The sequence below is a fragment of the Rhizobium redzepovicii genome, from assembly GCF_019793435.1.
Lineage (GTDB): Bacteria > Pseudomonadota > Alphaproteobacteria > Rhizobiales > Rhizobiaceae > Rhizobium > Rhizobium redzepovicii.
Map to the genome: position 1 here is coordinate 366,973 of NZ_JAILYH010000003.1, position 17,692 is coordinate 384,664.

Here is a 17,692-nt window from a genome sequence, read left to right on the forward strand (position 1 = left end):
TGCCACGAGTGCTATTTATGAGTTGCAGCCGCCCTACGCGCCGGCAGCAGAAAGACCTCTATGAAATTCCGTTCACTTCACGACCGCGTCGTCATCCGACGTGCGGAAGGCGATGTCAAATCCAAGGGCGGGATCATCATTCCAGACACCGCCAAGGAGAAGCCCCAGCAAGGCGAAGTGGTCGCAGTCGGCCCGGGTCTCCGCGACAAAAGCGGCAATCTGGTCCCGCTTGATGTCAAGGTCGGTGATCTCATCCTGTTTGGAAAATGGTCGGGGACAGAGGTCACGATCGATGGCGAAACCCTTCTGATCATGAAGGAGACCGACATCATGGGCATCGTCGAAAAGACCGAAGCGGCTGCCGACAAAGCCGCCTGAGCGTCGAATTTGTGACCAGCATCTCAAGACCGAACTGGGAAGAAATATCATGTCTGCCAAGGAAATCAGGTTCTCCACCGACGCGCGCGACCGCCTGCTGCGCGGCGTCGAATTGCTCAACAACGCCGTCAAGGTGACGCTTGGCCCGAAGGGCCGCAACGTCGTCATCGACAAGGCCTATGGCGCACCGCGCATCACCAAAGACGGCGTTAGCGTCGCCAAGGAGATCGAGCTCGCCGACAAGTTCGAGAACATGGGCGCGCAAATGGTGCGCGAGGTGGCTTCGAAGACCAATGATCTTGCCGGCGACGGCACGACGACGGCAACTGTTCTCGCCGCCTCCATTTTCCGCGAAGGCGCAAAGCTCGTCGCTGCCGGGATGAACCCGATGGATCTGAGGCGCGGCATCGATCTCGGCGTTATCGCCGTCGTCAAGGAAATCAAGGCGCGGGCGATGAAGGTCAAGTCGTCAGGCGAGATCGCCCAGGTCGGCACCATTGCCGCCAATGGCGACGCCGCCATCGGCGAGATGATCGCCAAGGCGATGGACAAGGTCGGCAATGAGGGCGTCATAACGGTCGAAGAGGCACGAACCGCCGAGACCGAACTCGATGTCGTCGAGGGTATGCAGTTCGACCGCGGCTATCTCTCGCCATATTTCGTCACCAATGCCGAGAAGATGCGCGTGGAACTGGAGGATCCCTATATCCTCATTCACGAGAAGAAACTCGGCAGCCTGCAGGCGATGTTGCCGATCCTGGAAGCGGTCGTACAGACCGGCAAACCGCTGCTCCTCATCTCGGAGGACGTCGAGGGTGAAGCGCTGGCGACGCTTGTCGTCAACAAGCTGCGCGGCGGCCTGAAGGTCGCAGCCGTCAAGGCGCCGGGTTTCGGTGATCGCCGTAAGGCAATGCTGGAAGACATTGCCGTGCTCACGGCGGGCCAGATGATTTCCGAGGATCTCGGCATCAAGCTCGACAACGTCACGCTCGATATGCTCGGCCACGCCAAGCGCGTGCTGATCGAGAAAGACAGCACCACGATCATCGACGGCTCCGGCGAGAAAGCGGCCATCCATGCGCGTATCCAGCAGATCAAGGCGCAGATCGAGGAGACCACTTCCGATTACGACAGGGAAAAGCTGCAGGAGCGCCTGGCGAAACTCGCCGGCGGCGTCGCGGTCATCCGCGTCGGCGGCGCGACCGAGACGGAGGTCAAGGAAAAGAAGGACCGCATCGACGATGCGCTGAACGCCACCCGTGCGGCGGTCGAAGAGGGCATCGTGCCCGGCGGTGGCGTGGCATTGTTGCGCGCCAAGTCGGCCCTGACGGGCCTGACCGGGGAGAACGCCGACGTGACGGCGGGCATCTCGATCGTGCTCAGGGCGCTCGAAGCCCCGATCCGACAGATCGCCGACAATGCCGGGTTCGAGGGCTCAATCGTCGTCGGCAAACTCGCGGGCAGTAATAATGACAATCAGGGCTTCGACGCCCAAACGGAGACCTATGTCGATATGATCGAGGCCGGCATCGTCGATCCTGCCAAGGTCGTGCGCACTGCTCTGCAGGACGCCGGTTCGATTGCGGCGCTGCTGATCACCGCCGAGGTGATGATCGCCGACATTCCCGCAAGAGACTCCGCCCCTGCAGCCGGAAATGGCGGCATGGGCGATATGGGATACTGAGAACAGCCTGAACCGGTCCGGCGTCGTCGGACGGCGCAACTTGAACAACAGACAGGGAGAATTCCAATGTCCGTGCAGAGCAGCAGTAAAACATCGATCACCCAGCGTTTCGACAGTTACCAGCCATCCAAGACGCTTCTCGTCTGGGCCTGCGTCGTCACGGCGATCGCCACGATGATTATCGGCTTCAGCTGGGGCGGTTGGGTAACAGGCGGCACGTCAAGCAAAGCGGCAGCCGCCGCCGGCGACGTTGCACGCGGAGATCTAGCGTCGGCCATTTGCGTCGAGCGGTTCAAAGCAGCGCCGGATGCGGCCGCCAAGCTTACCGAGTTCAAGGCGATCACCGACGGCTACAAGCAGCGTCAGTTCGTTGAGGCCGGCGGCTGGGCCACCATGCCTGGGCAGACCTCACCCGACAGTCGGAGTGTTCAAGCCTGCGCCACCACGCTTGCCGCCTGACACTGTTTTCGAGAGCGCTCCGCCACCTGTGCGGGGCGCTCCCTCTGTTGACGCAGGAATGATCGATGATCCGTTTCAAAAAAAAGAGCGACCCGCAGCCAGCCGCAGAAGACGCTGGCGACAACCGCTTCCAGAAAATCCGCGAGGCTGCAGCCGACGGGCACAGGAAGGTCGCCAACGACAGCACGCGTCCTCGCGCGTCGCGGGAGGCGGCAGATGGCGATCCGCTTATCTCAGTGCATTGACGATCTAAAGAGGCCGCCGGCGCAGCCTGGAGAGGGCGCGATCTTCCGCGGCGAGGCCGCGCTGTTTGTCGATGGCGAAGCCAATCAGACGACAGAGGTTTGCCCAGGCTTCGAACGACGCCACCATCTTTCAACCGCCGTCTCACGTCAGGAACGGGTCTAGCCGATATGGTTTGGCAGCTCAATGATTTAGGCGATCCTTTCAGCGACTCGGTCAGCCGTTCAATCAGGAAGCAGGAATGACTGGCCCCGCATGGGCGGAGACCAGCCGTGATCTCAGCCGTCGATGGCGACCCATTTCGGGGCGATCCCGGTACCGCGGCCCAGGCCGTAACCAAGGCGGATATTCAGCATCCCCAAGGGTTCGAGCAGGCGAGCGGCATCGAGCGAGCCGGTTTTCTCGACAGCAAAGTCGGCATCCTTCACCAGCGCTGCGGCGGTTTCGACAGCATTGTCGTCCCCGGCCAGGAAGACCGGTATCGTGGAGCTGTGCTTTGGGGAAGCCGCAAACAGCTCGGCAAAGATGGTATTGAAGGCCTTCACGACCTTGGCGCCTTTGGCCCTGTGCTGGATTTCTTCGGCTGCAGATGTGTCGTGACCGAACAGCAGGCCGGAGAAATCAGGCTTGAGCGGATTGGTAATGTCGATGACGATCTTGCCCTGCAATGCTGCGGTTTCGGCAAATTCGAGCGCCGCGGCATAAGGCAGCGCGACGACCAGAACATCGGCTTCGGCCACGGCGGAAGAGATCGATGCGCTCGTCGCGCCGATCTCCTCGGAAAGCGACTTTGCCGCGGCCTCATTGCGCGATGCGAGGATGAGCTCGCGCTTGCCTGCCAGGCGACGCGCCAAGCCGGCACCCATGTTTCCAGTTCCGATAATAGCGGTTTTCATATGGTCGGTTCCTTCATCGAGTTGAATGACGTCGATATATCCGACCGCGATCACATCATAAATGGCATTGAATGGCGGAATATAATTGCATAAAAGTATCGAATGACAGATCTCACCAATTTGAAGACCTTTGTAGCCGTGGCGACGGCTGGCAGTTTCGCCAAAGCTGCCGCCAGGCTCAACCTTTCGCCCGCCATGGTGGGCCGGCGCATTCAGGCTTTGGAAACAGATTATGGTGTCAAGCTGATCGAGCGCACCACGCGAACCCAGAGGCTCACCGAGATCGGCCTGAGATTTCTGGAGAGAGCAAGCAGGGTCATCGATGAGTTGGAGCAGCTGAACGATATTGCCGGCCCCGACAACCATGAAATATCCGGCCACCTCCGCATCAGCGGACCGACGACGCTCGGCGTGAAGCGCTTGGCATCGTCCATTGCTCGCTTTGCCAATCAGCATGCCGCGGTCAGTCTGGAGCTTAATCTGACCGACCGGAACGTCGATCTGATCGCCGAAGGCTATGACCTTGCCATTCGAGTGGCGCATCTGCGGCCATCTTCGTTGATCGCAAGAAGGATCGGCACCTATCGCTTCGTCTGCTGCGCCTCTCCAGGTTATCTCGGCAAGAACGGCACCCCGACCCATCCCGAGCAGTTGCAAGAGCACCGCTGCATCCTAAGCCTCAACCTCGTCCCGCGCGATCAATGGCATTTCGAAGATCAAAATGGACGGGTACTGGCGGCAAAGATCAACAGCAATATCGGTATCGACAATGGCGAAGCCATGCGCGTTGCCGCGGTGGAAGACGCCGGCCTCGTCTATGCGCCGCTGGTCCTGGTAGAGGAAGACATCGCCGCCGGGCGGCTGACCGAAGTGCTTGCCGATTGGGAAAAATACAGCCTGCCGATCCATGCGGTTCACCCGTCGCGGCAATTCGTGCCGCGACGGGTGAAGGCCGCGATCGGCTGGATCACCGGAGATCTCCGCCGGTAGAATTCGCGCAAGCGGAAAGCGCATTTGGCGGCGGTCGGCGACCTACTGCAGCTGCGGCTTCTTGAGGAAATTGTTGCGGTCGGCGGACTTGATGCGCAGCCAGGCTTCCCGGCCGTTCCTGAGAATCCGCATCGGAATCTCGGCGCCGGCCGGGCCGCTGCTCCAGACCTTGCGGTAGAAATCGGCCAGGCCATCGACCTCTTCGTCGCGGATCTCCGAGATGATATCGCCTTGCCGCAGGCCCGCCTGGGCGGCCGGGCCGCCTTCGGCAACGCTCATCACCACCACGCCGCCATTGCTCTCGGCGGAGAATGCGCCGAGCCAGGGCCGCGGCGGTTTGTTGACGCTTCCGCGGTTCAACAGATCGTCGAGGATCGGAGTCAAAAGGTCGATCGGCACGATCATGTTGATATCGGCGACCTCGTCGCCCTGGCTCATTTGCAGGCGAAGCGAACCGATGCCTAGAAGCTTGCCGTCCGAACCGATCAGCGCCGCACCGCCCCATGAGGGATGTGCCGGCGCCGTGAAAATCGCCTCATCAAGCAGATATTCCCAGTAGCCGGCGAATTCCTGCCGGGCGACGATGTTTGCCTCGACGAATTCTCCGATGCCGTCGGCAAGCACGACGGCATCGCCGGCCTTGGCGTTTGCCGCGTCGCCGAGATCCACCGCCGGCGCATTGAGAGCCCCGAGAGCCTGCACCAGGCCGAAGCCGGTTTCCTGATCGTAAGCAAGTGCATGAGCGGGAACGACACGCCCGTCATTGGTGGTCAGCCAGACCTCTTCGGCCTCGGTGATGAGATAACCGATGGTCAGCACCAGCCCATTGTCGCGAATGACCACGCCACTGCCCTCCCGGACAGTGCCCAGCGTCTCTGCTGTGAAGGCATCTTCCGGGATGGAAGAACGAACGGCCACGAGTGACCGCAAAATTGGATCGATATTCATGCTTTCATCCTGACAGAGCGCCGGCGCGAAAGGCCGAAATCTCGCGCACTCTGTCTTGAATAGGTAAGAAGATGGGCGGGCGGAGGCAAGGCTATGGCCGATGGAATTTCCAACCCCTGGGGACTGCGCCACGCCATTCATCGCCGTACCGAAGTCTTGCATACGACATTTTTCGTGACAGCGTCATCGTGCAACAATATACAGTCAATCCCATCAAGACTCAAGCTGCACGGATGACGACATGAAAGACTGGCATCCCGATCTCGGGCGAAGCAGCAGCCCGCGTTATATGGCGATCGCCGATGTGATCGAAATGGATCTGCGCAGCGGCCACCTTGTGGCCGGCGACCGGCTGCCGCCGCAACGCGAACTCGCCAAGCGGCTGAATGTCGATTTCACCACGGTGGCGAGAGGGTATGTCGAGGCGCAGAAGCGCGGGCTTGTCGATTCGCATGTCGGCCGAGGCACCTTCGTCACCGGTGGCGCGGACAAGGAGCGCCAGGGATTCGCGCCCGACGCCGCGCCCGATCCTCGCCGCGCCTCCATCGTCGATTTCTCGATGAACATGCCGCCGGAACCGGATGATCCCGAGCTGATCGCCCGCATGCGCGAGGGCATGTCGGCGGTGACGGCGAACCTCATTCCGCTCCTGCGCTACCAGGGTTTCGGCGGCTCCGGCATGGACAAGGAGGCTGCTGCCTCCTGGCTCAGCCGTCGCGGGCTGGTGCCCTCGCAGGAGCGCATCTTCGTCACGCCTGGCGCCCATCCGGCCCTGTTGGCGATCTTCGGCCTGCTGGCAAAACCGGGCGAGACCGTGCTCTCGGAAATCATCACCTATCCCGGCATGCGCTCGATCGCCGCCCAGCTGCGGCTCAATCTGACCGGCCTGCCGATGGACGAGGACGGCATCCTGCCGGACGCCTTTGCGAGAGCCTGCGAGCGGTCGCAGCCGAAGGCGCTTTATCTCAATCCGACGCTGCAAAACCCGACGACGCTGACCATCCCCGCTAGGCGCCGCGAAGAAATCGCTACGGTTGCCCGCAAATATCACGTGCCGATCGTCGAAGACGATGCCTACGGCTTCATTCCGCTGGAAGGTCCGTCGCCGCTTGCGGCAACGGCGCCAGATCTCACCTGGCATATCGGCGGGCTGGCGAAATGCATCGGTGCCGGCCTGCGTCTTGCCTATGTCGTGGCGCCTGATAGCAAGGCCGTGTGGCCCTTCGTCAGCGCCATGCGCGCCAACAATGTCATGGCCTCGCCGCTGACCTTGGCGCTCGCCACCCGCTGGATCGAAGACAGCACGGCCGATGCGATCCTGCGCTTCATCCGCACGGAAGCCGCCGCCCGTCAGCAGATGGTCGCCGCCCTCCTGCCTGAAGGCAGCTACCGCGCCGATCCGCTCAGTTTCAACATCTGGCTGCCGCTCTCCAACGGCTGGACCCGCTCCACCTTCGGCAGCCACATGCGCTCCGCCGGCATCGGCGTCGTGGCAAGCGACGCCTTTACGGTCGAGGGCGCCGCGCCCGAGGCCGTGCGTGTCTGCCTCGGCGGCCCGATCAGCCGGGAGAAGCTGCAAGGCGCACTGGATTTCATGGCCCATGCGTTGGAGGGGCCGCCGGAAATGGCGGCTTCGTTCTTCTGAGCCGCAAACGCCGCAGCTAAGCCCTTCAGACAAACGCGGTCGGCCCGGCCTGCGGAACTCTGCGACATTCTGACGAGTTGACTGGCAATGTCCGAAAAATGTATTTATATTGAATGCATACATTTATCGGCATTGATTGGCTTGATGCCGGCGCAGAACAAGGTGTGATCGTCATGGAAACCGAATATCCCCCGCTTCCTCCGCTGCAGACCGGCATCAGGGGGCGCTGCCCGCGCTGCGGCCAGGGCCATATGTTCAACGGCTTCCTGACGCTGCAGCCGGAATGCGAGGCTTGCGGCCTCGATTATTCCTTTGCTGATCCGGCCGATGGTCCGGCTTTTTTCGTCATCTGCTTTGCCTGCATCCCGAGCGTGCTGCTCGGCGTCTGGCTGGAGGTGGCGTTTGCCGCGCCGATCTGGGTGCAGCTTCTGGTCACCGGCCCCTTCATGCTCGCCACCTGCATTCCGCCATTGCGGCCGCTGAAGGGCTGGCTGGTCGCCAGCCAGTATTTCTACAAGGCGGAAGAGGGTAAACTAGCCTGAGATCTGTTGAGCGTGGCGCGCAGGCGCGGCGTGGCGAAATCGATGAGCGCCCGCAATTTCAGGGGCACCAATCCCTGCGCGGGATAGACGAGATGCACCGGTGCCGGCGGCGGTTCGAAATCGGCAAGCAGTGGCGTAAGCAGGCCGGCCGTCTCAGCGCGTGCGGCTTGATAGGACAGGACCCGGGTGATCCCGAGGCCGGCGACCGCCGCATCGACCGCAGCCTCGGCGGTGTTGACGGCAAGCCGTGAGCGGATCGGCACGGTAAGATCGCGTTTTCCCTCCGTGAATGTCCAGTTCAGCGTCGAGGCCATGCCGTCGAAGGTGATGCAGTGATGCGCGGCGAGATCGCCCGGATGCCGAGGTGTGACCTGCCGTGCGAGATAATCCGGGCTGGCATAGACCGTCCGGCGCATCGCGCCGAGCCTAGTGGCGATCAGGTTGCTGTCTGGCAGGTTGCCGATCCGGAGCGCCACATCGATGTGATCCTCGACGAGGTTCGACAGCCGGTCGCCAAGCATCAGCCGCAGATTGATATCGGGATAGGCTTTGAGGAAGTCCACCACCACGGGCAGGACATGCAGCCGCCCGAAGACGATCGGTGCGGTCATCGTCAACTCGCCCTTCGGCACGCTGTATTCGCCCGCCGCCGTCCGTTCCGCCTCTTCCACCCGATCGAGAATTTCCCGCGCCGCCTCCACATAGGAGCGGCCGGCCTCCGTTAGCGTGATCTTCCGGTTGCTTCTCTGCAGCAACTGGGCGTTCAGATGGGCTTCCAGCTCGGAAATTTTGCGGCTGACGGTGGCGAGCGGCGACCGCAAATGCCGGGCGGCGGCGGATAGGCTGCCCTGTTCAACAACGGCGAGAAGCACGGTCATGGCGTCGAGGCGGTCCATTTTATCCTTCCGAAAAATGGGAATATGCCTTCCAGATTAGCATTCTACTGCAATCAAATGGAAGGCAATACATTCCCCGCAGATGGTTCGCAGGCGGCCATCCTCAATCCCCGTCGATGGGGAAGACCAAAGGAAACCATCATGAAACTCTACCACCACCCGCTTTCCGGCCATTCGCACCGGGTTCACCTTTTTCTGTCGCTGCTTGGCGTGCCCTATGAGTTGGTCGAGGTCGACTTGGCGGCGGGCGCCCACAAGGCGCCCGAATTTCTGAAGCTCAATCCCTTTGGCCAGGTGCCGGTCCTCGACGACGATGGAGCGGTCATTGCCGACTCCTCTGCCATCCTCGTCTATCTCGCGCGCAAATATGGCCGCACCGACTGGTTGCCGGAACAGGCATTGGCCGCGGCGCGAATACAGAAATGGCTCTCGGTTGCTGCGGGTGAGATCGCCTATGGACCGTGCGCCGCCCGCCTGGTGACCGTTTTCGGCGCCGATTTCCGCACCGATGAAGTGATCGCCCGGGCGCATCGCATTCTGGCGCTGATCGAGGCAGAGCTCGCCGCCCGCACTTTCCTGCTTGGCGACAATCCTGTCATCGCCGACGTCGCGCTCTACAGCTACATCGCCAATGCGCCAGAAGGCAATGTCGACATCTCGGCCTATCCAAGCGTTCGCGCTTGGCTTGCCCGCATCGAGGCGCTGCCCGGTTTCGTCGGCTTTCGCAAGACGAAGATCGGCCTTGCCGCGTGAGACTGCGCCGGGACGGATCACCGTCCCGGTTTCCCAAATTATGCCCGCAAGGAGGCCGTCATGCTGGAGCAGACAAGAGACGACGCGACGTCACCCTGGCATCGGGGCGAACTCGCCATGCAGCGCAGCGTCGGGGTCGTCGAACGCATGGATGGACCCGGCCGGAATTTCGTCCGCAAGGCGATGCCCGAACAGCACCGCGCATTTTTTCCGATGCTGCCCTTCATAGTGCTCGGCGCTGTCGATGCCAAAGGCGATGTCTGGGCAACGGTGCGGGCTGCGCGACCGGGTTTCATGTCCTCTCCGGATCCGGAGAGCCTCGATGTCGACCTGCCGCGCGATCCGGCCGATCCGGTCGATGCCGGCATGGAGGATGGCGACGCGATCGCCATGCTCGGCATCCAGCTCGAGACCCGGCGGCGCAACCGGCTGAACGGCGTCATTCGCCGAACGGATGCCGAAGCCTTCCGCCTGCGCGTCGGCCAGAGCTTCGGCAATTGCCCGCAATATATCCAGCCTCGCTCTTCCGTCTTTGTCCGCGATCCCGATAGGCCGACAGAGGTGGTGCCGCTGCATCCCGGTCAACTCGACCATCGCATGCGCGGGATGATCGAGGGCGCCGATACCTTCTTCGTCGCCTCCTATGTCGATCGCGACAATGGCGAGCGGCAGGTTGACGTTTCCCATCGCGGCGGCGACGTCGGCTTCGTACATGTCGGTGCCGATGGGGTGCTGACCGTTCCCGATTTTTCCGGCAATCGGTTCTTCAACACCCTCGGCAATTTTCTGGTCAACCCGAAGGCCGGGCTGGTCTTCGTCGATTTTGAAACCGGCGACATGCTGCAACTGGCGGGAAAGGTCGAGGTGCTGCTGGATTCGCCCGAAGTCGCCAGCATTGAACGGGCGGAACGGCTGTGGCGGTTCACGCCGGAACAGATCGTGCTGCGCCCGGATGCCTTGCCGCTACGATGGAAGAAGGAGAGCGCCGATCTGCTACGGCGCGCCCGCGGGTGAGGAGCTGCAAAACGCTGCCCCGGCCGTCTTGCATATCATTGTACCAATCGGTACAATCATTGCCGTTCAGTACAGGAGCGCCTATGTCCAGCCTCGTCCCGCCTTTCACCCTTGAGACCGCCACCCGGAAAGTCCGCCTTGCTGAGGACGGCTGGAACAGCCGCGATCCCGAGCGCGTCTCGCTCGTTTACACGCCGGACAGCCGCTGGCGGAACCGCGCCGAATTCGTCAACGGCCGCGCCGAGATCGTTGCCTTTCTCACCCGCAAATGGGCGAAGGAGTTGGATTACCGGCTGATCAAGGAGATCTGGGCCTTCACCGACGATCGCATCGCCGTGCGCTTCGCCTATGAATGGCACGATGACAGCGGCAACTGGTTCCGCTCCTATGGCAATGAGAACTGGGAATTCGATGCCGCCGGCCTGATGCAGCGCCGCTTCGCCTGCATCAACGACCTGCCGATCCGAGAATCGGAGCGCAAGTACCACTGGCCACTCGGCCGGCGGCCGGACGATCATCCCGGCCTGACCGAGCTTGGCCTTTGACGCAAGCGAGGCCAAGGAAACTCCGCCGGTGAAGACCGTCTACGAACGCGCCGACATCGTGCCGCTGCTGGCGGAAATCTTCCGCGAACTCGGCTATGAGGGGACGTCTCTCAGCCGCATCACCGAACGCACCGGCCTCGGCAAGGGGAGCCTTTACCACTTCTTTCCCGGCGGCAAGGAGGAGATGGCTAACGCCGTGCTTGCCGAAATCGACGCCTGGTTCGAGCAGGCGATCTATCGGCCGCTGAGACAGGATGACGCCCGTCAGGCGATCGCGGCGATGTGGGTCAATGTGAATGATTACTTCAGATCCGGCCGCCGCATCTGCCTCGTCGGCGCCTTCGCCCTTGACGACACGAGGGAACGGTTTTCGGCGGCGATCGGCGACTATTTCATCCGCTGGATCGGCGCCGTGCGTTCGGCGTTGAGCCGGGCAGGCTATTCTGACGACGAGGCGCAAGCGCTCGCCGAGGAGGGCGTCGCCGGCATTCAAGGCGCGCTGGTGTTGGCGCGGGCGCTGGGAGACGAAAGGATCTTTATCCGCTCGCTGGAAACGCTGGCGAAGCGGTTTGAGGCTGCGACGCGATGAGGGCTGGCCTTACATCCGCGCCGCTTTGCCTGTATCTCTCAGCGTTGCTGTTGAGGCTGCTGGGCCGGGCGCGGATTTTCCCGTTCAAGGCGAATCTGGCGCCATTCGTTTTCCATCTGGTCTACGAGGTGCTGGGGAATGGTGGTTTGCGGAGTGGCAGGCGTCTGCATCGGAAGTCTCCTCTATTCGCGGCAAGGCTTCAGGGCAAGAAGATGCATTGCACAAGATAAAAGGTGTGTAAATCAGTGGCTTAAAGACTTTAAACGATTAAATGGATTTTAATCGATTAAGGCGGTTTTAACCACGATGTTTTCTGGGAAGCGCGGAATGGTCGTCCACATGGACCGAAGTTTATTTTTCGATGCGGTGAAGAGCGAACTCTTCAAGGGAGAGCTGACGCATCCTCAGGTAGTGGGCATCACGGCGATTCTCGACGCCTGGGAAGAGCGGTTTCCGCATGCCGACCGGCGGTGGCTCGCCTATATCCTCGCCACCGCCTATCATGAGACCGCCTATACGATGCAGCCGGTTCGCGAGACGCTGGCGCAAAGCGATGCCCGCGCCGTCGAGATCCTGGAAACGGCCTTTGCCGCAGGCCGGCTTTCCTGGGTAAAGACGCCCTACTGGCGGCCCGATGAAGATGGCCGCAGCTGGCTCGGGCGCGGCCTGGTGCAGCTCACCCACAAGCGGAACTATGAGGCGATGAGCGTGCTGACGGGTATCGACCTCGTTGCCGATCCCGACCGGGCGATGGAGATGGATGCGGCGGTGACCATCCTGATCGACGGTATGCTGCAGGGCAGCTTTACCGGCCACAAGCTTGCCGATCACCTGAACGGGGCGACCGAGGACTGGGTGAACGCGCGGCGCATCGTCAATGGCACCGACCGGGCGGAAAAGCTCGCGGGTTACGCCATGGCCTTCCATGCGGCGATGCGTCCCAATGCTGCGCATGGCGTGATCGCGCGGTTGAAGGCCTGGGGCTCGCGTGTTATCGCGCGGCTGACCCTCTGAAACTTGACAGGAGCTTCGCGTGATCCGCCATATCGTCTTCTTCACAGTGCAGGAGGAGCATTTGCAGGAGGTGAGGGCCGGGCTTTCGATCCTGACCGCCATTCCGCATGCGCGGCTCCTGGAAATCGGCACCAATGTGAAGACCGATCAGCTGGGCACCGAGATCGACCTCGTGGTCTACGGCGAATTTGACGACGAGGCAGCACTTGCCGCTTACAAGGCCCATCCGGATTATCAGCTCTCGATCGAGCGGGTGCGGCCGCTTCGTGAAAAGCGCATCGCCGCCGACTACGACAGCCGCACGGCAGTGAAACGGCCCCTGTGAGCTTAAAGCCTTGGGGATGCCGAGCACATTCTTCATAGTTTCAAATGGACAAGTGATCTGCCGCGGTGATATCGCGCGAAAGCTGACTCAACTTCTGAGCCGCCGGACTCAACCTTCGAAAAAGAAGCTGCAAGCGATTTAAAAGATTCGCCAAAAACGGCTGCTCATTGATCGTCTTCCGGCCTTGGTGGCGGCGCGCGTAGCGAACGCGTGCCCTTCTAAGGATAGATGATAATCAAGGCACCTTAAGAATGGCTGACAGAGAACGCCGCAGGCTGGCCGGGCTCTTATGAAACGACAGGGCTCGGCTGCGATGCGTGGGCGCCGCGCACCATCGCCATCAATATCAGCACGAAGGTCAGCGACAAGGCCGCGAGAACGGCGCAGGCGATGAGGGCCGGCCCGGCGCCGGCGCGGTCGAGGATGGCGGTGAAGATGACTGGAGCGATGGCGTTGGCGAGGTTTTGCGGCAGCGACAGCCGGGCCGATTGCAGGCCGTATTCGGCAGGTGAAAACAAGGCCAGCGGCAGAAGCGCGCGGGCGACGGTCATGACGCCGGCGCCGAAGCCGTAGAGCAGAACGAAGGTGACGAGCAGCGGTGTCGACGAACCGGCGACCAGCATGATCGGGAAACTGACCATCATCAAGCCGATGCCCATGACCGCGCTCAGCATGGGGTTGCCGCGCCGGCCGAGCAGCATGTCGAGGAAACGCGCCGAGATGCCGAGCACGCCGCGTGCCGCGCCGAGCTGCAGCGCGAAGGCCGGCGAAACGCCGGACTGGCGGAAGATTTCGAGCAGCGATGGCGAGATGCCGAAGGTGATGAAGGTCGAGATCGTCGTCGCCGCCGCAATCAGCAGGAAGGCTTTGCGCCGTGCCGCCTTCGACAGCGCAACCGGGCCAATGTCTGCCGCGCCGCTTTCGATATGCGTTACGATCGGTTTCGGCAGGGCGAAAAGATGCAGCGGCAGGCAGACGAAGAATTGCAGGCCGGCACAGAGGAGGAAGGTGATGCGCCATCCCACGGTTTCGTTCAGCAGGCTGAGGATCGGCCAGAAGACGGTGCTCGACAGCCCGGTGAACAGCATGAGGATGGCAATGACGCGTTTGCCGTTCGCCCCTTCGCGCTCGACGACGGCCGTATAGGCCGGTGCCGAAAGGCCGCAGGCGCCGCCGATGCCGATGACGACCCAGGCGGCGGCATAAAGCATGATGCCGTTTGCGGCTGAAAGCAGAAGCAAGCCGAGCGCAAAGATGAGCGATGAGGCCGAAAGCACACGGGCGGCGCCATAGCGGGCGAGCCAGCGTCCGGTCGCGGGACCAACGAAAGCGCTGATCATCATCATGATCGTCAGGCCGGCAAACACCACCTCGTTCGGCAGGCCGAGAGCGGGCGCCACGATGCGGCCCATCACCCCGAGCATATCGAACGTCGTGCCCCAGCCGATCACCTGGGTGATGGCAAGCACGGTGACCGTCTGCGCCGAGCGGAAGCGGAAATAATTTGGCATTGGTGCTGAAATGACCTGAATGCGGAAACAGCAAGGACATAACAGCTTCGACCGGTCGGCAAAAGCTGCGATCGCAATCCCGGCGGTCCGCGGCGCCCAGCTATTCGTCCGCGCTCGGCACTCCGTGCGTGCCTAGCGCTGCAGACTTTTCCCACGCGAAGATGGCCGCCGAACGCAGGCGCGGCGGCGGGTTTCAGCCGCTGCCGCCAGCAGTCGAGAATGGTTCTAAACGCCCTGCATTACAGCGCATTCATTTGCCATTCAGGTCGCGTGAGTACATATTCGGGCCACGTTGGCATTACCTTGAAAGCATAGCACATGGCCTTTCCTCTGAGCGTCGCAGCATTGGCCGCCGGATTGGTGGTATCGGCGCCTTCACCGGATGGCGCGGGCACCCTCGTTCATAGCGTAGCAGGCGATTGCAGCGCCGCGGCAGCCCAGGTCGTCGAGCAGACGGGCGGCCAGCTTCTCTCCGTGCAGCCGGTGGGCGATACCTGCATCATCACCGTTCTGGTATCGGGCAACGGACAGCGTCCACGCAAGGTGACGGTAAAGGTTCCGATGTAGGCGGAATCGGTCTATTCAGGACAGATCGATTTGAAGCGGACGAAGGCGGACCGATGCGTATTCTGGTAGTCGAAGACGACGTCAATCTGAACCGGCAGCTGGCCGACACGCTGAAGGAGGCGGGCTATGTCGTCGACCAGGCGTTCGACGGCGAGGAAGGCCATTTCCTCGGCGATACCGAACCTTATGACGCCATCATTCTCGATATCGGCCTGCCGGAGTTGGATGGAGTGACCGTTCTTGAAAAATGGCGCGGCGCCGGCCGCGGCGTGCCGGTGCTGATTCTGACGGCGCGCGACCGCTGGAGCGACAAGGTCGCCGGCATCGACGCAGGCGCCGACGACTACGTCACCAAACCCTTCCATGTCGAGGAAGTGCTGGCGCGCATTCGGGCGCTGATCCGGCGTGCGGCCGGGCATTCCTCTTCCGAGATCATCTGCGGCCCGGTGCGGCTCGATACAAAATCCTCGAAGGCGACGGTCAACGGTACCACGCTGAAGCTGACCTCGCACGAATACCGCCTGCTTGCCTATCTCATGCACCACATGGGCGAGGTCGTCTCGCGCACCGAACTGGTCGAGCACATGTACGACCAGGATTTCGACCGCGATTCCAACACGATCGAGGTCTTTGTCGGCCGTTTGCGCAAGAAGATGGGCGTCGATCTGATCGAAACGGTGCGCGGTCTCGGTTACCGCATTCAAGCGCCGAAACATGCGAATTAAGTCGCTCACTGCACGTGTCTTGCTGCTGACCACGGTCTGGTCGACGGTGGCGCTTGTCGTGATCGGCCTGTTGATCTCCACGCTTTACCGCAAGAGCGCCGAGCGCGGTTTCCAGGATCTCTTGCGGGCGCAGCTCTATAACGTCATCAACTCGGTGACGATAGGCGATCAGGGCGCGCTCAGCGGCAGCCCGCAGCTCGGCGACCTGCGTTTTGCCCAGCCGAAGACCGGTTGGTATTGGGTGGTGGAGCCGCTCGGCACCTATACGACAGCGCCGCTGGTGTCGCCCTCGCTCGGCTCGGCGCTCATTCCGGTGCCCTCGGTCGTCGAGGCGCCCTTCGACAAGAATTACGAACGCTACTACCAGGTGACGGATGCCTCCGGGAACCGCGTGCAGGTGGCCGAAACCGAAGTCGTGCTCGACACCGACGGGCGCGCGGCGCGCGTCCGCGTCACCGGCAATGTCGATGTCGTCGAGGACGACGTGCGTACCTTTTCCCACAGTCTCTATCTGGCGCTTGCCGGCTTCGGCGTCGGCAGCCTGATCGTCAATGCGCTGGCGATTCTCTATGGCCTGAAGCCGCTCGACAAGGCGCGTGCCGCCTTGGAGCGCATCCGCGCCGGCGAGAGCGAGCAGCTGAAGGGCGACTTCCCGCGCGAGATTCTGCCGCTTGCCAATGAGGTCAACGCGCTGATCGACAGCAACCGCCGCATCGTCGAGCGGGCCCGCATGCAGGTCGGCAATCTCGCCCATTCGCTGAAGACGCCGATCGCCGTTCTCCTCAATGAGGCGCGCGTGCTCGAAAAATCCCACGGCGAACTGGTGCGCAGCCAGGCGGAATCGATGCAGGGCCAGGTGCAGTCCTATCTCAACCGGGCCCGCATCGCCGCGCAGCGCGAATCCGTGCTCGCCCGCACCGATGCCGAGCCGGCGCTGGAGCGGCTGGTGCGCGTCATGCGCCGGCTGAACGTCGATACCGAATTCGATCTCGTCGTCTCGCCACCGCATCTGGCCGTCGCCATGGAGCAGCAGGATCTCGAGGAGACCGTCGGCAACCTCCTGGAGAATGCGGCCCGTTTTGCCAAGAGCAAGGTCCGGCTTTCCGCCGTCGAGGCCGGCGAGGACGTCAGGGGCGCCGAGGCAAGCGCCCGCCGCCACTGGGTGGAACTCGCCGTCGAGGATGACGGGCCGGGCCTGGAGCCCGATCAGATCCGCGAGGCACTGAAGCGCGGCCGCAGGCTCGATGAGAGCAAGCCCGGAACCGGGCTTGGCCTGTCGATCGTCACCGAGATATCAAGTGAGTATCAAGGACGGCTCGAGCTTTCCCGCGGCGAATGGGGCGGGCTCAAGGCAAAGCTTATCCTGCCCGGCATCACAAAGGATGTTGCATGAGCAACTGCTTGATGTCACAAAGATACTGGCAAATGTATAGCATGCTTTGCCTTAATGCTGACACGGGGACGCTGCACTTCGATCGGCTGAAATTGACCCCTGATCGTGGTTCGACGCAATGATTTTACGCTCGCAAGGCATGATCGCTTCTGCTCTTCTCGTCGCCGTCGCCCTCACCGGCTGCACGACGACGAAGGGTGCTGCTTCACGCGGCATTTTTTCGAGCAAGCCCTCGGCCTCGGCCGCCTTCCTCACCGCGCTGCAGGGCGGCCTTGTCGGCCGCAGCGGCGTGACGCTTGGTGATAGCGACAAGCAGCGGGCACTCGAGGCCGAATATCGGGCGCTGGAGGGTGCTGCCGTCGGGCAGCCGATGCTGTGGACCGGCAAGGACGTCACCGGCAAGGTGGTCGCCGCCGCACCCTATCAGGTCGGTTCGCAAAACTGCCGGCAATATACCCATACACTGACCGTCGACGGCAAGGACACCGTGGTGCGGGGTGCCGCCTGCCGCAACGAGGATGGCAGCTGGTCCCCGCTCGGCTAAATCAGGTGAATTGCGGCTTATAGCCTCAAAT

General features: G+C 62.2%; 22 protein-coding genes. 17 read left to right on the forward strand and 5 right to left on the reverse strand.

The features are described 5' to 3' along the window. The first annotated feature begins 60 nt into the window (after nucleotides 1-60). The 4 genes from K6N12_RS06605 (at nucleotide 61) to K6N12_RS06620 (ending at nucleotide 2,766) form a co-directional block, all read left to right on the forward strand. Nucleotides 61-378, forward strand: coding sequence for a co-chaperone GroES (locus tag K6N12_RS06605; protein WP_097627719.1), 318 nt, complete (start codon nucleotides 61-63; stop codon nucleotides 376-378). Between the two features lie 49 nt (nucleotides 379-427). Further along, nucleotides 428-2,062 (forward strand): chaperonin GroEL, encoded by a 1,635-nt coding sequence (gene groL, locus K6N12_RS06610; protein WP_097627721.1) that lies wholly within the window; start codon nucleotides 428-430, stop codon nucleotides 2,060-2,062. A 66-nt stretch (nucleotides 2,063-2,128) separates the two neighbouring features. Next, complete coding sequence (locus K6N12_RS06615) at nucleotides 2,129-2,521, forward strand: hypothetical protein (protein WP_097627723.1); 393 nt, start codon at nucleotides 2,129-2,131, stop codon at nucleotides 2,519-2,521. A gap of 65 nt (nucleotides 2,522-2,586) precedes the next feature. Further along, entirely contained in the window at nucleotides 2,587-2,766 is a 180-nt protein-coding gene (locus K6N12_RS06620; RefSeq protein WP_097627725.1) for a hypothetical protein, read from the forward strand. Between the two features lie 276 nt (nucleotides 2,767-3,042). On the opposite strand, the gene K6N12_RS06625 is transcribed toward K6N12_RS06620, so the two are convergent. Next, on the reverse strand, nucleotides 3,043-3,660 hold the full coding sequence (locus K6N12_RS06625; protein WP_097627772.1) for an NADPH-dependent F420 reductase: 618 nt from the start codon (nucleotides 3,658-3,660) through the stop codon (nucleotides 3,043-3,045). A gap of 102 nt (nucleotides 3,661-3,762) precedes the next feature. Here K6N12_RS06625 and K6N12_RS06630 point away from each other — a divergent pair, with 102 nt between their 5' ends. Next, nucleotides 3,763-4,650: a LysR family transcriptional regulator gene (locus K6N12_RS06630; RefSeq protein ID WP_097627727.1), complete on the forward strand. Its 888-nt coding sequence runs from the start codon at nucleotides 3,763-3,765 to the stop codon at nucleotides 4,648-4,650. A gap of 42 nt (nucleotides 4,651-4,692) precedes the next feature. Here K6N12_RS06630 and K6N12_RS06635 read toward each other — a convergent pair whose 3' ends face one another. After that, entirely contained in the window at nucleotides 4,693-5,598 is a 906-nt protein-coding gene (locus tag K6N12_RS06635) for a S1C family serine protease (protein WP_097627729.1), read from the reverse strand. 241 nt (nucleotides 5,599-5,839) lie between these two features. On the opposite strand from K6N12_RS06635, the gene K6N12_RS06640 reads away from it, so the two are divergent. Beyond that, nucleotides 5,840-7,243 (forward strand): aminotransferase-like domain-containing protein, encoded by a 1,404-nt coding sequence (locus tag K6N12_RS06640; RefSeq protein WP_097627731.1) that lies wholly within the window; start codon nucleotides 5,840-5,842, stop codon nucleotides 7,241-7,243. A 173-nt stretch (nucleotides 7,244-7,416) separates the two neighbouring features. Next, nucleotides 7,417-7,785: a DUF983 domain-containing protein gene (locus K6N12_RS06645; protein ID WP_097627773.1), complete on the forward strand. Its 369-nt coding sequence runs from the start codon at nucleotides 7,417-7,419 to the stop codon at nucleotides 7,783-7,785. Here K6N12_RS06645 and K6N12_RS06650 read toward each other — a convergent pair. Continuing rightward, on the reverse strand, nucleotides 7,755-8,681 hold the full coding sequence (locus tag K6N12_RS06650) for a LysR family transcriptional regulator (RefSeq protein ID WP_097627733.1): 927 nt from the start codon (nucleotides 8,679-8,681) through the stop codon (nucleotides 7,755-7,757). The genes K6N12_RS06645 and K6N12_RS06650 overlap by 31 nt on opposite strands. A 141-nt stretch (nucleotides 8,682-8,822) precedes the next feature. Here K6N12_RS06650 and K6N12_RS06655 point away from each other — a divergent pair, with 141 nt between their 5' ends. The 4 genes from K6N12_RS06655 (at nucleotide 8,823) to K6N12_RS06670 (ending at nucleotide 11,582) form a co-directional block, all read left to right on the forward strand. Further along, the gene (locus K6N12_RS06655) at nucleotides 8,823-9,434 is read left to right on the forward strand and encodes a glutathione S-transferase family protein (protein ID WP_097627735.1); all 612 of its coding nucleotides are present in this window, start codon (nucleotides 8,823-8,825) and stop codon (nucleotides 9,432-9,434) included. A 60-nt stretch (nucleotides 9,435-9,494) separates the two neighbouring features. Beyond that, nucleotides 9,495-10,448 carry a pyridoxamine 5'-phosphate oxidase family protein gene (locus tag K6N12_RS06660; RefSeq protein ID WP_097627737.1) on the forward strand — a complete coding sequence of 318 codons (954 nt, stop codon included), beginning with the start codon at nucleotides 9,495-9,497 and terminating at the stop codon, nucleotides 10,446-10,448. A gap of 83 nt (nucleotides 10,449-10,531) precedes the next feature. Continuing rightward, entirely contained in the window at nucleotides 10,532-10,993 is a 462-nt protein-coding gene (locus tag K6N12_RS06665; protein WP_003587706.1) for a nuclear transport factor 2 family protein, read from the forward strand. A 28-nt stretch (nucleotides 10,994-11,021) separates the two neighbouring features. Beyond that, nucleotides 11,022-11,582, forward strand: coding sequence for a TetR/AcrR family transcriptional regulator (locus tag K6N12_RS06670; protein WP_097627774.1), 561 nt, complete (start codon nucleotides 11,022-11,024; stop codon nucleotides 11,580-11,582). A 38-nt stretch (nucleotides 11,583-11,620) separates the two neighbouring features. Here the strand turns inward: K6N12_RS06670 and K6N12_RS34630 are convergent, their stop codons facing one another. After that, nucleotides 11,621-11,752, reverse strand: coding sequence for a hypothetical protein (locus K6N12_RS34630; protein ID WP_003587702.1), 132 nt, complete (start codon nucleotides 11,750-11,752; stop codon nucleotides 11,621-11,623). Nucleotides 11,753-11,909: 157 nt separating this feature from the next. Between K6N12_RS34630 and K6N12_RS06675 the strand changes: the two genes are divergently transcribed. Together K6N12_RS06675 and K6N12_RS06680 are read left to right on the forward strand one after the other, a co-directional pair. Then, complete coding sequence (locus K6N12_RS06675) at nucleotides 11,910-12,596, forward strand: hypothetical protein (protein WP_097627739.1); 687 nt, start codon at nucleotides 11,910-11,912, stop codon at nucleotides 12,594-12,596. Between the two features lie 19 nt (nucleotides 12,597-12,615). Beyond that, the gene (locus K6N12_RS06680; protein WP_097627741.1) at nucleotides 12,616-12,921 is read left to right on the forward strand and encodes a Dabb family protein; all 306 of its coding nucleotides are present in this window, start codon (nucleotides 12,616-12,618) and stop codon (nucleotides 12,919-12,921) included. A 287-nt stretch (nucleotides 12,922-13,208) separates the two neighbouring features. Here the strand turns inward: K6N12_RS06680 and K6N12_RS06685 are convergent, their stop codons facing one another. Further along, nucleotides 13,209-14,432: an MFS transporter gene (locus tag K6N12_RS06685; protein ID WP_097627745.1), complete on the reverse strand. Its 1,224-nt coding sequence runs from the start codon at nucleotides 14,430-14,432 to the stop codon at nucleotides 13,209-13,211. 318 nt (nucleotides 14,433-14,750) lie between these two features. Between K6N12_RS06685 and K6N12_RS06690 the strand changes: the two genes are divergently transcribed. The 4 genes from K6N12_RS06690 (at nucleotide 14,751) to K6N12_RS06705 (ending at nucleotide 17,661) form a co-directional block, all read left to right on the forward strand. Then, complete coding sequence (locus K6N12_RS06690) at nucleotides 14,751-14,999, forward strand: hypothetical protein (protein ID WP_003587696.1); 249 nt, start codon at nucleotides 14,751-14,753, stop codon at nucleotides 14,997-14,999. 53 nt (nucleotides 15,000-15,052) lie between these two features. Next, nucleotides 15,053-15,724, forward strand: a complete 672-nt coding sequence (locus K6N12_RS06695) for a response regulator transcription factor (RefSeq protein ID WP_003569356.1) — start codon at nucleotides 15,053-15,055, stop codon at nucleotides 15,722-15,724. Next, entirely contained in the window at nucleotides 15,714-17,117 is a 1,404-nt protein-coding gene (locus tag K6N12_RS06700; RefSeq protein WP_097627747.1) for a sensor histidine kinase, read from the forward strand. Before K6N12_RS06695 ends, K6N12_RS06700 begins: the two co-directional genes overlap by 11 nt. 118 nt (nucleotides 17,118-17,235) lie before the next feature. Further along, nucleotides 17,236-17,661: a hypothetical protein gene (locus K6N12_RS06705; RefSeq protein ID WP_097627748.1), complete on the forward strand. Its 426-nt coding sequence runs from the start codon at nucleotides 17,236-17,238 to the stop codon at nucleotides 17,659-17,661. Nucleotides 17,662-17,692: the final 31 nt, after the last annotated feature.

Coding starts and splice junctions, on each gene's coding strand:
- K6N12_RS06605 (WP_097627719.1), top strand. CDS start 61: ATGAAATTCCGTTCACTTCACGACCGCGTCGTCATCCGACGTGCGGAA.
- groL (WP_097627721.1), top strand. CDS start 428: ATGTCTGCCAAGGAAATCAGGTTCTCCACCGACGCGCGCGACCGCCTG.
- K6N12_RS06615 (WP_097627723.1), top strand. CDS start 2,129: ATGTCCGTGCAGAGCAGCAGTAAAACATCGATCACCCAGCGTTTCGAC.
- K6N12_RS06620 (WP_097627725.1), top strand. CDS start 2,587: ATGATCCGTTTCAAAAAAAAGAGCGACCCGCAGCCAGCCGCAGAAGAC.
- K6N12_RS06625 (WP_097627772.1), bottom strand. CDS start 3,660: ATGAAAACCGCTATTATCGGAACTGGAAACATGGGTGCCGGCTTGGCG.
- K6N12_RS06630 (WP_097627727.1), top strand. CDS start 3,763: ATGACAGATCTCACCAATTTGAAGACCTTTGTAGCCGTGGCGACGGCT.
- K6N12_RS06635 (WP_097627729.1), bottom strand. CDS start 5,598: ATGAATATCGATCCAATTTTGCGGTCACTCGTGGCCGTTCGTTCTTCC.
- K6N12_RS06640 (WP_097627731.1), top strand. CDS start 5,840: ATGAAAGACTGGCATCCCGATCTCGGGCGAAGCAGCAGCCCGCGTTAT.
- K6N12_RS06645 (WP_097627773.1), top strand. CDS start 7,417: ATGGAAACCGAATATCCCCCGCTTCCTCCGCTGCAGACCGGCATCAGG.
- K6N12_RS06650 (WP_097627733.1), bottom strand. CDS start 8,681: ATGGACCGCCTCGACGCCATGACCGTGCTTCTCGCCGTTGTTGAACAG.
- K6N12_RS06655 (WP_097627735.1), top strand. CDS start 8,823: ATGAAACTCTACCACCACCCGCTTTCCGGCCATTCGCACCGGGTTCAC.
- K6N12_RS06660 (WP_097627737.1), top strand. CDS start 9,495: ATGCTGGAGCAGACAAGAGACGACGCGACGTCACCCTGGCATCGGGGC.
- K6N12_RS06665 (WP_003587706.1), top strand. CDS start 10,532: ATGTCCAGCCTCGTCCCGCCTTTCACCCTTGAGACCGCCACCCGGAAA.
- K6N12_RS34630 (WP_003587702.1), bottom strand. CDS start 11,752: ATGCAGACGCCTGCCACTCCGCAAACCACCATTCCCCAGCACCTCGTA.
- K6N12_RS06675 (WP_097627739.1), top strand. CDS start 11,910: ATGGTCGTCCACATGGACCGAAGTTTATTTTTCGATGCGGTGAAGAGC.
- K6N12_RS06685 (WP_097627745.1), bottom strand. CDS start 14,432: ATGCCAAATTATTTCCGCTTCCGCTCGGCGCAGACGGTCACCGTGCTT.
- K6N12_RS06690 (WP_003587696.1), top strand. CDS start 14,751: ATGGCCTTTCCTCTGAGCGTCGCAGCATTGGCCGCCGGATTGGTGGTA.
- K6N12_RS06695 (WP_003569356.1), top strand. CDS start 15,053: ATGCGTATTCTGGTAGTCGAAGACGACGTCAATCTGAACCGGCAGCTG.
- K6N12_RS06700 (WP_097627747.1), top strand. CDS start 15,714: ATGCGAATTAAGTCGCTCACTGCACGTGTCTTGCTGCTGACCACGGTC.
- K6N12_RS06705 (WP_097627748.1), top strand. CDS start 17,236: ATGATTTTACGCTCGCAAGGCATGATCGCTTCTGCTCTTCTCGTCGCC.